We start from the raw sequence: 13,535 nt of genomic DNA, 5'->3' as shown, positions 1-13,535 counted from the left end.
TCTCCGGTTTTGGCAATTTTGTCCCTGGACAATCGAAAGGTTTAGGAATCGGGTTCTCTGCCGATACCTCAATCTGTAGTACGCAGTTATATTCCTAAATGGAATTAAAAATACTATTTTAAATTCTTTTTAGGCTTGTGCAGGTTTCCTAAAAAGGGATCAGAAGACCGCTTCGGCCGGTCTGGCGTGAAACGCGCGTCTCAGGATCCTGGGCATTCGACCCGGGGCCGGGAACACGAAAACTAAAAATGTGAGGAGCGAAACAATGAACAAGTCCACCTTGGCCCTGGCTGTGGCCGTAGGGGTTTTGGCGCAGCAGGCAGGCGCCGCCGGTTTTATCGAAGACAGCAAGGCCACGCTGGGTCTGCGTAACTTCTACATCAACACCGATAACCGTGATGGCACCGCCAGCCCAAGTCGAAACGAAGAGTGGGGCCAAGGCTTCGACCTGCGCTTCATTTCCGGTTACACCCAAGGCACCGTCGGCTTCGGTATCGACGCCATCGGCCTGCTGGGCGTACGCCTGGATTCGGGCGGCGGCACTAACGGCAACGTTGCCGCGAATGGCAGCCCTGGTGCCGCTTACGGCGGCACTGTTTTCCCAAGCGAGTCCAACGGCCAGGCGGTTGATAACTTCTCCAGCCTGGGCTTGACCGCCAAAGCCAAGATCTCCCAGACCGAATTGAAGTTGGGCACTCTGCAGCCGAAGAACCCGGTGATTGTGACCAACGACGGTCGTCTGCTGCCGCAAACCTGGCAGGGCGGTCAGATCACTTCCGGCGAAATCAAGGACCTGACCCTGGTTGGCGGTCAGATCGAAGCTGTGAAGGGGCGTAACTCCAGCAACAACGAGAACCTGTCCATTAACGGTGCCTCCCCGCGTACCGCCAACAGCAACAAGTTCATCTACGCCGGTGGTGACTACAAAATCACCAAGGACCTGACTGCTCAGTACTACTACGGCAACCTGGAAGACTTCTACAAGCAACACTTCCTGGGTCTGGTTCACAACTGGGCCATCGGCCCGGGCGTATTGAAGTCCGACTTGCGCTACTTCAACAGCTCCGATGACGGCAAGAACGGCACCGATCCGCTGTACTACAGCACCGGTAACTACAGCAGCACTGCCAACGGTAAAGGCAAGGTCGACAACAACCTGTACAGCGGCCTGTTCCTGTACTCCGTTGCCGGTCACACCTTCGGTGGCGGTTACCAGGTGAGCAATGGCAGCAGCGACTTCCCTTGGCTGAACCAAGGTGACGGCTCGTCGAACTACACCATCACCGATATGCAGATCCAGAAGTTCGGCCGTGCCGGCGAGAAAACCTGGCAGGCTCGCTACTCGTATGATTTCGCCAAGGTCGGCTTGCCTGGCTTGACGGCTGGTATGGTTTATCTGCGTGGCGACGGTATCGACACCAACAGAACCTCTACTGCTGCCGCTGGCAACAACAGCACCGAGTGGGAACGTGACCTGACTGTTGGTTACGTCGTACCGGAAGGCCCGTTGAAAAACGTGGGCTTCATGTGGAAAAACGCTACTTGGCGCACCAACATCCCGGGCGTTCGCTCCCAGGACGAAAACCGCCTGATCCTCAGCTACTCGATCCCGCTGCTGTAATAGCGCGCTCAAGCACACCTGAGTAAAAAAAGCCCCGCCCGGCACCTCGCCGGGCGGGGCTTTTGCGTTTCAGGGCGGAGTCACCCCCGTAATCCCGCCCTGAAATTCCCCTCTTTTGCAGCAACTCAAGGCCTTCTCGAACCTTGTGGGCGATGTTGGCCGCGATGGCGGGCGAGGTCCAGTGAACAGATGTTTAATATTCACTTATGATCTAAATAAATCGATATTTACTCTTTTTAATTCAATCGGAATGCAGGCACAGTTGAGCTCAACAAGCACTCACCAGGAGCAGCACCATGAGCCTCAGACTTGGCGATATCGCCCCCGATTTCGAACAGGATTCCAGCGCCGGCACCATCCGTTTCCACGAATGGCTGGGCGATAGCTGGGGCGTGCTGTTTTCCCATCCGGCGGACTTCACCCCGGTGTGCACCACCGAACTGGGCTTTACCGCCAAGCTCAAGGATGAATTCTCCAAACGTGGCGTCAAAGCCATCGCCCTGTCGGTGGACCCGGTGGACTCGCACCACAAGTGGATCGAGGACATCAACGAAACCCAGAACACGATCGTCAACTTCCCGATCCTCGCCGACGCCGATCGCAAGGTCTCGGACCTGTACGACCTGATTCACCCGAACGCCAACGACACTCTGACCGTACGCTCGCTGTTCGTGATCGACCCGAACAAGAAGGTTCGGCTAACCATCACCTACCCGGCGAGCACCGGCCGTAACTTCCATGAAATCCTGCGGGTGATCGACTCGCTGCAACTCACCGACAACTACAAGGTGGCCACCCCGGCCAACTGGCAGGACGGTGATGAAGTGGTGATCGTGCCGTCGCTCAAGGACGAAGACGAAATCAAGAAACGCTTTCCCAAGGGCTATCGCGCGGTGAAGCCGTACCTGCGCCTGACGCCGCAGCCGAATCGTTAATGATCGTTCCTACGCTCTGCGTGGGAGCGATCAGCAACCCCTGTAGGAGCGAGGCTTGCCCGCGAAGGCGTCATCAAGGCCACCATTGATGCAAGCCGTGATGGCCTCTTCGCGGGCAAGCCTCGCTCCTACAGGGGGGTATGTGTATTCACAAAGCAGGGGATTTTTCAGGCCGTTTTTACGGCCTGTTTTTTTGTCTGGAAAAAGGTGTATCGCATAGTTCTTTAAAGAATAACCAAATGAATAAATATGATTTATGGATATATAAATCACCTGTTAAGGTCACTTCCATCAAAGCGAGATCGCACACTGCGAATCGCCACACCGCTCAAGGAATCACCTGAATGCTGGTCGTCTCACTCGGTGGCAGCCCCAGCCAACGCTCTCGTTCCGGGGTGTTGCTGGAGCGTTCGCAACGCTGGTTGCAGGTACAAGGGGTGGAAGTGGTGAGTTATCAGGTACGGGACTTCCCGGCCGAAGACTTGCTGCACGCACGCTTCGACAGCCCGAAGGTAATCGACCTGCTGCAACAGATTGAAAACGCCGACGGCCTGCTGATCGCGACGCCGGTGTACAAGGCGTCGTTCTCCGGTGCCTTGAAAACCGTACTCGACTTGCTGCCCGAGCGCGCCCTGGCGCACAAAGTGGTGTTGCCAATGGCGACCGGCGGCAGCATCGCCCACATGCTGGCGGTGGATTACGCGCTCAAACCAGTGCTGTCGGCACTCAAGGCCCAGGAAATGCTCCACGGGATTTTCGCCGTGGACAGCCAGATCGCTTACGGCGAAGGCAGTGCCCAGGCGCAATTGGCGCCGGAGCTGGAGCAACGATTGACTGAATCCCTGGAGCTGTTTTTCAGCGCCATGGCGCGACGGCCCAAGCCGATCGACCCGAACCTCTTGAACGAACGTTTGTTGAGTGCTCGCTGGAGCATTTGAGCCTTACCCCGAATTTGATCCACTCACCTTACTCAGCCGCCAACGGCCAAGCAGGTGCAGCCAACACCCAACAGCAAATAGGAGAGCGCTATGCGCACTGTCATTTTGCGTCGTGGTCTGGTCGCCCTGTTTGTGGCGGCTGTGTCCTTCGGCGTTATTTTCCAAGCACAAGCCGAGACATTGCGAATCGGTTATCAGAAGTACGGCACCCTGGTGCTGCTCAAGGCCAAAGGCACCCTGGAAAAACGCCTCGCCGCCCAAGGCGTGGACGTGCAATGGACTGAATTCCCCGGTGGCCCGCAACTGCTGGAAGGCCTGAACGTCGGCTCGATTGACTTCGGTGTCACCGGCGAAACCCCGCCCGTCTTCGCTCAAGCCGCCGGCGCCGATCTGCTCTACGTCGCCTACGAACCGCCAGCGCCGCACAGCGAAGCGATCCTGGTGCCGAAGGACTCGACAATCAAATCCGTTGCCGACCTCAAGGGCAAGAAAGTCGTCCTGAACAAGGGCTCCAACGTTCATTACCTGCTGGTCCGCGCCCTCGAAGACGCCGGCCTCAAGTACACCGATATCCAGACCGTATTCCTGCCACCCGCCGATGCCCGCGCTGCGTTCGAACGCGGCAGCGTCGATGCCTGGGTGATCTGGGATCCGTACCAGGCGGCCGCCGAACAGCAACTGCAAGCACGCACCCTGCGTGATGGCCAAGGCATCGTCGACAACCATCAGTTCTACCTGGCGACCAAGCCTTACGCACAGAAAAACCCCGAGGTGATCAAGACCCTCGTCGAAGAAGTGCGCGCCGTTGGGGAATGGTCCAAAGCCAACCCGGAAGACGTGACCAAACAGGTGTCGCCACTGCTCGGCCTGTCGCCGGAGATCACCCTGACTTCGGTAAAACGCCAGGGCTACGGCGCGCTGTTTCTGACCCCGGAAGTGGTCGCCGCGCAACAGAAAATCGCCGACAGCTTCTACCAGCTCAAGCTGATTCCCAAGCCGCTCAGCATTAAAGACGTGATCTGGACGCCACCGGCAGCCGTTGCCAAAGCGCAGTAATTCGAATTTCCCAAGGAGACCACTCCATGAGCCTCAATATTTTCTGGTTCCTGCCTACCCACGGCGACGGCCATTACCTTGGCACCGCCGAAGGCGCTCGCGCCGTTGACCACGGTTATTTGCAGCAGATTGCCCAGGCAGCGGATCGCCTGGGTTTCGGCGGGGTGTTGATCCCGACCGGCCGCTCCTGTGAAGACTCGTGGCTGGTGGCCGCGTCGCTGATCCCGGTGACCCAGCGTCTGAAATTCCTTGTCGCCCTGCGCCCCGGGATCATTTCCCCGACGGTGGCGGCGCGGCAGGCAGCGACCCTGGATCGACTGTCCGGCGGTCGTGCGCTGTTCAACCTGGTGACCGGTGGCGATCCGGATGAACTGGCCGGCGATGGTTTGTTCCTCAGCCACGAAGAGCGTTATCAGGCGTCGGTGGAATTCACCCGCATCTGGCGCCGGGTGCTGGAAGGCGAAACCGTGGATTACGACGGTCAGCACATCAGCGTGAAGGGCGCGAAGTTGCTCTATCCGCCGATCCAGCAACCGCGTCCGCCGCTGTACTTCGGCGGTTCTTCGGAAGCAGCTCAAGACTTGGCTGCCGAGCAAGTGGAGATGGTCCTGACCTGGGGCGAACCTCCAGCGGCCGTGGCCGAGAAGATTGAACAAGTGCGCGCCAAAGCGGCGAAGCTCGGGCGTACCGTGCGCTTCGGTATTCGTTTGCATGTGATCGTGCGGGAAACCAACGAGGAAGCGTGGGCGGCGGCGGATCGGCTGATCTCCCATGTGGACGACGAAACCATCGCTCGGGCGCAAGCGTCCCTGTCGCGTTTCGATTCGGTCGGCCAGCAACGCATGGCCGCGCTGCATGGCGGCAGCCGCGACAACCTGGAAGTCAGCCCTAACCTGTGGGCCGGCGTAGGCCTGGTGCGCGGCGGTGCCGGGACGGCGCTGGTAGGCGACGGTCCGACCGTGGCTGCGCGGATGAAGGAATACGCGGACCTGGGCATCGACACGTTCATCTTCTCCGGTTATCCACACCTGGAAGAGGCTTACCGCGTGGCCGAATTGCTGTTCCCGCACATCGACGTGCAGCGTCCGGAACAACCCCAAGGTGCCAACTTCGTCAGCCCGTTCGGCGAAATGGTGGCCAACGACATTCTTCCCAAAGCCGCGTCCCAGAGCTGAGGCGCCGCCATGAAAAGAATTATCCACAACCTCGCGCCCTGGGCGTTGCCGGTGTTGCTGTTGGCGGTGTGGCAGTTGTCGGTGTCGGCGGGCTGGTTGTCGACGCGGATCCTGCCGGCGCCCATCGCGGTGATCGAGGCCGGCGTGAGCCTGGTGCGCAGCGGTGAAATCTGGACCCACCTGGCCATCAGCGGCTGGCGTGCGGCACTCGGTTTCACCATTGGTGGCGGCATTGGTCTGGCCTTGGGTTTCATCACCGGTCTGTCGAAGTGGGGCGAACGCCTGCTCGACAGTTCGGTGCAGATGATCCGCAACGTGCCGCACCTGGCGCTGATTCCGCTGGTGATCCTGTGGTTCGGCATCGATGAGTCGGCGAAGATTTTCCTCGTGGCCCTGGGCACGTTGTTCCCGATCTACCTCAACACCTATCACGGCATCCGCAACGTCGATCCGGCGCTGGTAGAGATGGCGCGCAGTTATGGCTTGTCCGGTTTCAGCCTGTTCCGTCAGGTGATTTTGCCGGGGGCGTTGCCTTCGATTCTGGTCGGTGTGCGTTTCGCTCTGGGGTTCATGTGGCTGACGCTGATCGTGGCCGAAACCATTTCCGCCAGTTCCGGCATCGGCTACCTGGCGATGAATGCCCGGGAGTTTTTGCAGACCGACGTGGTGGTGCTGGCGATTCTGTTGTACGCGGTGCTCGGCAAACTGGCTGACCTCGCGGCCCGTGGACTTGAGCGCGTTTGGTTGCGCTGGCATCCGGCGTATCAGGTTGCCAAAGGAGGTGCCGCATGACCGCTCAACAACCTCCACGCCTGCTGCGCGGGATTCCGCTGGCCGTGCGCAAGCTGCAAAAGACCTTTGGTTCGCGGCAAGTGCTGCGCGAGGTCGACCTGCATATTCCGGCCGGGCAATTCGTGGCGGTGGTCGGTCGCAGCGGCTGTGGCAAAAGTACCCTGCTGCGCTTGCTCGCCGGTCTCGACAAGCCTACGGGCGGCGAGCTGCTGGCCGGTTCGGCGCCACTGAGCGATGCCCGGGAAGACACGCGATTGATGTTCCAGGAAGCGCGTTTGCTGCCGTGGAAAAAGGTCATCGACAACGTCGGCCTGGGGCTTAAGGGCAACTGGCGCCCTCAGGCGTTGGAAGCGCTGGAGTCGGTGGGCCTGGCGGATCGCGCCAATGAGTGGCCAGCCGCGCTGTCCGGTGGACAGAAGCAACGTGTGGCCCTGGCCCGCGCGCTGATCCACCAACCGCGCTTGCTGCTGCTGGATGAGCCTTTGGGCGCCCTGGATGCCCTGACCCGAATTGAAATGCAGCAGCTGATCGAACGGCTCTGGCAAAAGCACGGCTTCACTGTGTTGCTGGTGACCCACGACGTCAGTGAAGCGGTGGCGATTGCCGATCGGGTGATCCTGATCGAAGACGGCGAAGTCGGCCTCGACCTGCACGTGGAACTGCCGCGCCCTCGGGTCCGCGGCTCCCATCGGCTGGCGGCGCTGGAAACCGAAGTCCTCAATCGCGTGCTGTCCCTGCCGGGCGAGCCGCCCGAACCGGAACCCGTTTCACCCTTGCCTACGCAACTGCGTTGGGCGCAATAGAAGCAGCGGCAAGCTTCAAGCTTCAAGCGGCAAGAAGAAGCAGAGCGCTTTTACTTGCGGCTTGTAGCTTGCCACTTGCGGCTCATTTCGACTCGAGGAGAAATCGCATGACTATCAAAGCCATCAACGTTCGTAACCAGTTCAAAGGCTCGATCAAGGAAATCGTGCTGGGTGACGTGCTGTCGGAAATCGACGTGCAGACCGCGTCGGGCATCGTTACTTCCGTCATCACTACCCGTTCGGTGAAAGAGCTGGAACTGGTGGTCGGCAGCGAAGTGATTGCCTTCGTGAAATCCACTGAAGTGTCGATCGCCAAGTTGTAAACAATGCCGAAAGGTGAGCCCCGATCGTTCCCACGCTCTGCGTGGGAATGCAGCCCGGGACGCTCCGCGTCCCATTGGAACGCAGAGCGTCTCTGGAGGCATTCCCCCGTGGTGCGTGGGAACGATCAGAGGATGCGCTTGGGCAGGTACGGCGGCAGGTAAAGCCCCAGATACGCATCGAACACCCGCATCCCTTCCTCGGCCATTCGCGGCGTGATCTGCCCGTGCTGCTGCACCGAACGTGCATACACCCGATCCCCCAGCTCCATGGCCAGCGCAAACACATCGACATCCTTGGGCAGCCTCGGCAGCTCGAAGTGATGATCGAACAGCTTGTGCATCAAGTCGCCCAGTTCGATGTCGTGCTGACGGTCGGCCTGGGTGACTTCGGTCAGGCCGTGCTGGGCAAGGATCAACTGGCGGGCGGCGGCGTCTTCGCCGTAGATGTCGAGCATGCGTTGTTCCACCAGCCGCGACAGGTCACGCCAGCCGCTGAGGGCTGCGTGGTCGATCGGTTCTAGCAGGCAGGCGCGGAACGCGGCGTGGACGTCGGCGGTCAGGGCTTCGAGCAGGGCCGGAACGCTGGCGAAGAAGTGGTAGACGGAGGAGGGCGGAATCTCCGCACGCTCGGCGACGCTGTAGATCGACAGGCTGGCCACGCCCTCGGCGGCGAGCAGCGTGCGGGCGGCATCGAGGATCGAATCGATCCGCGCCTGGCTGCGTGCGCGGGGTTTGCGGATAGGGGCGGGGCGCGTCATTGGAGTCTCCTGCGGGGCAGCGGGCATTGTACGAGCAGGGTTGTGTTGTTGTCTGCCAGGACGCCATCGCGGGCAAGCCTTGCTCCTACGGTCATGCGCCAATTTGAAAACGGCGCATGACTGTAGGAGCGAGGCTTGCCCGCGAACCGCCGCAGGCGGCCATAAAAAAACGCCGTCAGCTTCATCAGCCGACGGCGTTGTTTTTTTACGGCAACCGCTTAAACGGTATGCAGGTACCAGTTGTACTCAAGGTCGGAGATGGAGTGTTCGAATTCCTCCAGCTCACTTTCCTTGCAGGCCACGAAGATATCGATGTATTTCGGATCGATGTACTTGGCCATGACTTCGCTGTCGTCCAGCTCGCGCAGTGCATCACGCAGGTTGTTCGGCAGGCTTTGCTCGTTCTGCTCGTAGGAGTTGCCTTCCACGGGCGCGCCCGGCTCGATCTTGTTGGTCAGGCCGTGATGCACGCCTGCCAGGACCGAAGCCATCAGCAGGTACGGGTTGGCATCGGCGCCGGCCACGCGGTGCTCGATACGCACCGCATCGGACGAGCCGGTCGGTACGCGAATCGCCACGGTCCGGTTGTCCAGGCCCCAGCACGGCGAGTTCGGCACGTAGAACTGTGCGCCGAAACGACGGTACGAGTTGACGTTCGGGCACAGGAAAGCCATTTGCGCCGGTAGGGTCTCGAGCACACCGCCGATCGCGTGACGCAGTGCGGCGTTCTGCTCGGGATCCTCGCTGGCAAAAATATTCTTGCCGTCACGGTCGAGAATCGAGATGTGGACGTGCAGCCCGTTACCCGCCTGGCCTGGGTAAGGCTTGGCCATGAAGGTGGTGTCCATCTCATGGTCGTAGGCGATGTTCTTGATCAGGCGCTTGAGCAGTACCGCGTAGTCGCAAGCCTTGATCGGGTCGGCGACGTGGTGCAGGTTCACTTCGAACTGCGCCGGGGCACTTTCCTTGACGATGGCGTCGGCCGGGATGCCTTGCTCCTTCGCACCTTCCAGAATGTCCTGGAGGCAGTCGACGTATTCGTCGAGGTCGTCGATCAGGTAGACCTGTGTCGAATGCGGGCGTTTGCCGGAGATCGGCGAGCGTGGCGGTTGCGGTCGGCCGTTCACGTTCTCCTGGTCGATCAGGTAGAACTCCAGTTCGAACGCGGCACAGATCGTCAGACCCATGTCATCGAACTTGGTCACCACTTGACGCAAGACTTCACGGGGATCCGCGAAGAAAGGTTCACCTTCGATTTCGTGCATGGTCATCAGCAGTTGCGCGGTAGGGCGCTTTTGCCAAGGCTCATTGCACAGGGTGTCGGGGATTGGATAGCAGATTCGGTCAGCATCGCCGATGTCCAGGCCCAGGCCGGTGCTTTCCACCGTCGAGCCATTGATATCCAGAGCAAATAGAGAGGCCGGCAGGTTGATGCCTTTCTCGTAAACCTTGTGGAGGCTGGTGCGTTCAATGCGCTTGCCGCGCACCACACCATTCATATCCGCAATCAGAAGGTCAACGTACAGAACCTCAGGATGTTCCTTAAGGAACGCGTTCGCTTCGTTAAGCTGAACGGCACGCGGGGGTACCGACATGATGCAACACCTTTGTTGTTAAAAATATCAATCATTGATCTCTTCGGGTTTCAGTCAACCCGAACGGCATGCCGAAGTCAAGCGAGGCCTTTTTTGCCCTAAAAAAGCGCTCACGCGGCTTTTTTGAGGCAGTTTGGGGCGTTTTTATGCCTTTGGACGCTTTGGCGCCCGCAGGCTTGAGCGGGCCGTGTTGTATTTTTTACGGGGGTGTTGTGTAAAAAAATGAACAAGGCTAAGCTCGATTCAAACCCATAACAGCAATAATACCGGGGTGCTTCATGTCTCGCCTGCCGTCAATCGGCGTCGCCGTCTGCTCTGGGCAGAACGGTCTGCATGCTTATCACATCAGTGGCGATCGTTGCGTTCACGCCAAGGCCCAAGTTGCCAAAGGCGTGCCGTCGACTCTTCCTTCCCCGGTGGCCTCGCTGGCCCCGTCCGATATTCTGGACGGTCTGCACGACATTCTCTTTACTGCCCGTACTCCCAATATAGAACCGTTTTACTTCAGCGGCCCGGCCAATGCGTCGGGCCCTGCTCATGATTCTGCACGTCCGGCTACGCTCTCTCTCACCCACGCCCTGGTCGCGGCGGGTGTTTGTGCGCGGCCCTTGCAGTGGCAATCTGTAACACGCGACGCCGATGCGTCAAACAACGCCTGACTTATCAGAGTCAGGAAACTCAGCCCAGAGGCATTTATGAGTAACAACCTCGACCAGCTCACCGATTGGTTGAAAGACCACAAGATCACAGAAGTCGAATGCATGATCGCCGACTTGACCGGGATCACCCGGGGCAAGATTTCGCCGACCAACAAGTTCATTGCCGAAAAAGGCATGCGCCTGCCCGAGAGCGTTCTGTTGCAGACCGTGACCGGCGACTATGTCGAAGACGACATCTATTACGAACTGCTCGACCCGGCCGACATCGACATGATCTGTCGCCCCGACCAGAACGCGGTGTACCTGGTGCCCTGGTCTATCGAGCCCACGGCTCAGGTGATCCACGACACCTACGACAAGCAAGGCAACCCGATCGAGCTGTCGCCGCGCAACGTATTGAAGAAGGTCCTGAAACTCTATGCCGACAAGGGCTGGCAGCCGATCGTGGCGCCGGAAATGGAGTTTTACCTGACCAAACGCTGCGAAGACCCGGACTTCCCGCTGCAACCGCCCATCGGCCGTTCCGGTCGCCCGGAAACCGGTCGCCAGTCGTTCTCGATCGAAGCGGCAAACGAATTCGACCCGCTGTTCGAAGACGTCTACGACTGGTGCGAACTGCAGCAGCTGGACCTCGACACACTGATCCACGAGGACGGCACGGCGCAGATGGAAATCAACTTCCGTCACGGCGATGCCCTGTCCCTGGCCGACCAGATCCTGGTGTTCAAACGCACCATGCGCGAAGCCGCGCTCAAGCACGACGTCGCGGCGACGTTCATGGCCAAGCCCATGACCGGCGAACCCGGCAGCGCGATGCATATCCACCAGAGCATCATCGATATCGAGACCGGCAAGAACGTCTTCTCCAATGAAGACGGGACCATGAGCCAGTTGTTCCTGCATCACATCGGTGGTTTGCAGAAACTGATCCCCGAGCTGCTGCCGCTGTTCGCCCCGAACGTCAACTCGTTCCGCCGCTTCCTGCCGGACACCTCGGCACCGGTGAACGTTGAGTGGGGCGAAGAGAACCGCACCGTAGGCCTGCGCGTGCCGGATGCCGGCCCGCAAAACCGTCGGGTGGAAAACCGCCTGCCGGGCGCCGACGCCAACCCGTACCTGGCGATTGCCGCGAGCCTGCTCTGCGGCTACATCGGCATGGTCGAAGGCTTGAACCCGAGTGCGCCGGTGGTGGGCCGTGGCTATGAACGCCGCAACCTGCGTCTGCCACTGACCATCGAAGACGCGCTGGAACGCATGGAACACAGCGCGACCATCGAGAAATACCTGGGCAAGAAATTCATTACTGGCTACGTCGCGGTCAAGCGGGCCGAGCATGAAAACTTCAAGCGCGTGATCAGTTCGTGGGAGCGGGAATTCCTGCTCTTCGCCGTCTGATACGCCGGGGCGCGGACGGAAGTTTCCGCGCCCTTCACTGGATAACTAGGAGAATTCGCATGACCAGCAACAACCCGCAAACCCGTGAATGGCAAGCCTTGAGCAGCGAGCACCACCTGGCGCCGTTCAGCGATTTCAAGCAGCTCAAAGAGAAAGGCCCGCGCATCATCACCAGCGCCAAGGGTGTTTATCTGTGGGACAGCGAAGGCAACAAGATCCTCGACGGCATGGCCGGCCTGTGGTGCGTGGCGATCGGTTACGGTCGCGATGAACTGGCTGACGCCGCTGCCAAGCAGATGCGCGAACTGCCTTATTACAACCTGTTCTTCCAGACCGCTCACCCGCCGGTACTGGAGCTGGCCAAGGCGATTTCCGACATCGCGCCGGAAGGCATGAACCACGTGTTCTTCACCGGTTCCGGCTCCGAAGGCAACGACACCATGCTGCGCATGGTCCGCCACTATTGGGCGATCAAGGGCCAGCCGAACAAGAAAGTCATCATCAGCCGCAAGAACGGTTATCACGGTTCCACCGTGGCCGGCGCGAGCCTGGGCGGCATGACGTACATGCACGAACAGGGCGACTTGCCGATCCCGGGCATCGTCCACATTGCCCAGCCGTACTGGTTCGGTGAAGGCGGCGACATGAGCCCGGACGAGTTCGGTATCTGGGCCGCCAATCAACTGGAAGAGAAAATCCTGGAACTGGGCGTGGATAACGTCGGTGCCTTTATTGCCGAGCCGATCCAGGGCGCCGGTGGCGTGATCGTGCCGCCCGACAGCTACTGGCCGCGCATCAAGGAAATCCTCGCCAAGTACGACATCCTGTTCGTGGCCGACGAAGTGATCTGTGGTTTCGGTCGTACTGGTGAGTGGTTCGGTAGCGATTACTACGATCTGAAGCCCGACATGATGACCATCGCCAAGGGCCTGACCTCCGGCTACATCCCGATGGGTGGCCTGATCGTGCGTGACGAAGTGGTGAAGGTGCTCAACGAGGGTGGCGATTTCAACCACGGTTTCACCTACTCCGGGCACCCGGTAGCCGCAGCGGTAGCGTTGGAAAACATCCGCATCCTGCGCGAAGAAAAAATTATCGAGCGCGTCCACGCCGAAACGGCACCCTATTTGCAAAAGCGTCTACGGGAACTGAACGATCACCCGTTGGTGGGGGAAGTGCGCGGCGTCGGTCTGTTGGGGGCCATCGAACTGGTCCAGGACAAGGCCACTCGCAAACGTTACGAAGGCAAGGGCGTGGGCATGATTTGCCGCACTTTCTGCTTCGACAACGGCCTGATCATGCGTGCCGTGGGCGACACCATGATCATCTCCCCGCCATTGGTGATTACCAAGGCGGAAATCGATGAGTTGGTGGCCAAGGCGCGCAAGTGCCTGGACCTGACCCTGAGTGCGTTGCAGGGCTAAGTGCTAGGCTCTGGGCGAGGTGTGCGGTCGGCACTTCGCCCAGTGCAAATAAAGGAGGGGT

12 protein-coding genes and 1 pseudogene are annotated in these 13,535 nt (G+C 59.7%); 11 read left to right on the top strand and 2 right to left on the bottom strand.

All coding sequences use genetic code 11. The features are described from left to right. Positions 1–265 precede the first annotated feature (265 nt). From ACY4LX_RS32160 to ACY4LX_RS32125, 8 genes are all read left to right on the top strand, one after another. Positions 266–1,621 (top strand): OprD family porin, encoded by a 1,356-nt coding sequence (locus ACY4LX_RS32160; RefSeq protein ID WP_463258789.1) that lies wholly within the window; start codon positions 266–268, stop codon positions 1,619–1,621. A gap of 296 nt (positions 1,622–1,917) precedes the next feature. After that, complete coding sequence (locus ACY4LX_RS32155; RefSeq protein WP_149660249.1) at positions 1,918–2,556, top strand: peroxiredoxin; 639 nt, start codon at positions 1,918–1,920, stop codon at positions 2,554–2,556. Between the two features lie 344 nt (positions 2,557–2,900). Beyond that, positions 2,901–3,494: an NADPH-dependent FMN reductase gene (ssuE, locus tag ACY4LX_RS32150; RefSeq protein ID WP_463258788.1), complete on the top strand. Its 594-nt coding sequence runs from the start codon at positions 2,901–2,903 to the stop codon at positions 3,492–3,494. Positions 3,495–3,584: 90 nt separating this feature from the next. Further along, positions 3,585–4,550, top strand: coding sequence for a sulfonate ABC transporter substrate-binding protein (locus ACY4LX_RS32145; RefSeq protein WP_463258787.1), 966 nt, complete (start codon positions 3,585–3,587; stop codon positions 4,548–4,550). 26 nt (positions 4,551–4,576) lie between these two features. Next, on the top strand, positions 4,577–5,725 hold the full coding sequence (ssuD, locus tag ACY4LX_RS32140) for an FMNH2-dependent alkanesulfonate monooxygenase (protein ID WP_149660253.1): 1,149 nt from the start codon (positions 4,577–4,579) through the stop codon (positions 5,723–5,725). Positions 5,726–5,734: 9 nt separating this feature from the next. Beyond that, a complete protein-coding gene (gene ssuC, locus ACY4LX_RS32135; protein WP_133835504.1) occupies positions 5,735–6,517 on the top strand; it encodes an aliphatic sulfonate ABC transporter permease SsuC in 783 nt (260 codons plus the stop codon). Then, complete coding sequence (ssuB, locus tag ACY4LX_RS32130; RefSeq protein WP_123509755.1) at positions 6,514–7,320, top strand: aliphatic sulfonates ABC transporter ATP-binding protein; 807 nt, start codon at positions 6,514–6,516, stop codon at positions 7,318–7,320. The genes ssuC and ssuB overlap by 4 nt, the downstream gene beginning before the upstream one ends. 107 nt (positions 7,321–7,427) lie before the next feature. After that, positions 7,428–7,643 (top strand): TOBE domain-containing protein, encoded by a 216-nt coding sequence (locus ACY4LX_RS32125; protein ID WP_003229256.1) that lies wholly within the window; start codon positions 7,428–7,430, stop codon positions 7,641–7,643. A 125-nt stretch (positions 7,644–7,768) separates the two neighbouring features. Here the strand turns inward: ACY4LX_RS32125 and ACY4LX_RS32120 are convergent, their stop codons facing one another. Then, entirely contained in the window at positions 7,769–8,401 is a 633-nt protein-coding gene (locus ACY4LX_RS32120) for a TetR/AcrR family transcriptional regulator (RefSeq protein WP_149660254.1), read from the bottom strand. A 218-nt stretch (positions 8,402–8,619) separates the two neighbouring features. Continuing rightward, positions 8,620–9,996 carry a glutamine synthetase family protein gene (locus ACY4LX_RS32115; protein WP_123404014.1) on the bottom strand — a complete coding sequence of 459 codons (1,377 nt, stop codon included), beginning with the start codon at positions 9,994–9,996 and terminating at the stop codon, positions 8,620–8,622. A gap of 278 nt (positions 9,997–10,274) precedes the next feature. Here ACY4LX_RS32115 and ACY4LX_RS32110 point away from each other — a divergent pair. The 3 genes and pseudogenes from ACY4LX_RS32110 to ACY4LX_RS32100 all read left to right on the top strand — a co-directional run. Next, positions 10,275–10,592: pseudogene (locus tag ACY4LX_RS32110) on the top strand (gamma-glutamyl-gamma-aminobutyrate hydrolase family protein); the annotation flags it as partial. A gap of 99 nt (positions 10,593–10,691) precedes the next feature. Further along, positions 10,692–12,050 carry a glutamine synthetase family protein gene (locus ACY4LX_RS32105; RefSeq protein WP_463258786.1) on the top strand — a complete coding sequence of 453 codons (1,359 nt, stop codon included), beginning with the start codon at positions 10,692–10,694 and terminating at the stop codon, positions 12,048–12,050. Positions 12,051–12,109: 59 nt separating this feature from the next. Next, the gene (locus ACY4LX_RS32100; RefSeq protein ID WP_149660258.1) at positions 12,110–13,474 is read left to right on the top strand and encodes an aspartate aminotransferase family protein; all 1,365 of its coding nucleotides are present in this window, start codon (positions 12,110–12,112) and stop codon (positions 13,472–13,474) included. Positions 13,475–13,535 lie beyond the last annotated feature (61 nt).

Source organism: Pseudomonas sp. Emmai, assembly GCF_055179735.1.
The sequence above is the reverse complement of the archived record's forward strand: the minus strand, read 5'-3'. Positions and strand labels throughout refer to the sequence as shown.

Bases quoted from the DNA above. Each gene is read 5' to 3' on its own strand.
- ACY4LX_RS32160 (WP_463258789.1), top strand. From the start codon at position 266: ATGAACAAGTCCACCTTGGCCCTGGCTGTGGCCGTAGGGGTTTTGGCG.
- ACY4LX_RS32155 (WP_149660249.1), top strand. From the start codon at position 1,918: ATGAGCCTCAGACTTGGCGATATCGCCCCCGATTTCGAACAGGATTCC.
- ssuE (WP_463258788.1), top strand. From the start codon at position 2,901: ATGCTGGTCGTCTCACTCGGTGGCAGCCCCAGCCAACGCTCTCGTTCC.
- ACY4LX_RS32145 (WP_463258787.1), top strand. From the start codon at position 3,585: ATGCGCACTGTCATTTTGCGTCGTGGTCTGGTCGCCCTGTTTGTGGCG.
- ssuD (WP_149660253.1), top strand. From the start codon at position 4,577: ATGAGCCTCAATATTTTCTGGTTCCTGCCTACCCACGGCGACGGCCAT.
- ssuC (WP_133835504.1), top strand. From the start codon at position 5,735: ATGAAAAGAATTATCCACAACCTCGCGCCCTGGGCGTTGCCGGTGTTG.
- ssuB (WP_123509755.1), top strand. From the start codon at position 6,514: ATGACCGCTCAACAACCTCCACGCCTGCTGCGCGGGATTCCGCTGGCC.
- ACY4LX_RS32125 (WP_003229256.1), top strand. From the start codon at position 7,428: ATGACTATCAAAGCCATCAACGTTCGTAACCAGTTCAAAGGCTCGATC.
- ACY4LX_RS32120 (WP_149660254.1), bottom strand. From the start codon at position 8,401: ATGACGCGCCCCGCCCCTATCCGCAAACCCCGCGCACGCAGCCAGGCG.
- ACY4LX_RS32115 (WP_123404014.1), bottom strand. From the start codon at position 9,996: ATGTCGGTACCCCCGCGTGCCGTTCAGCTTAACGAAGCGAACGCGTTC.
- ACY4LX_RS32105 (WP_463258786.1), top strand. From the start codon at position 10,692: ATGAGTAACAACCTCGACCAGCTCACCGATTGGTTGAAAGACCACAAG.
- ACY4LX_RS32100 (WP_149660258.1), top strand. From the start codon at position 12,110: ATGACCAGCAACAACCCGCAAACCCGTGAATGGCAAGCCTTGAGCAGC.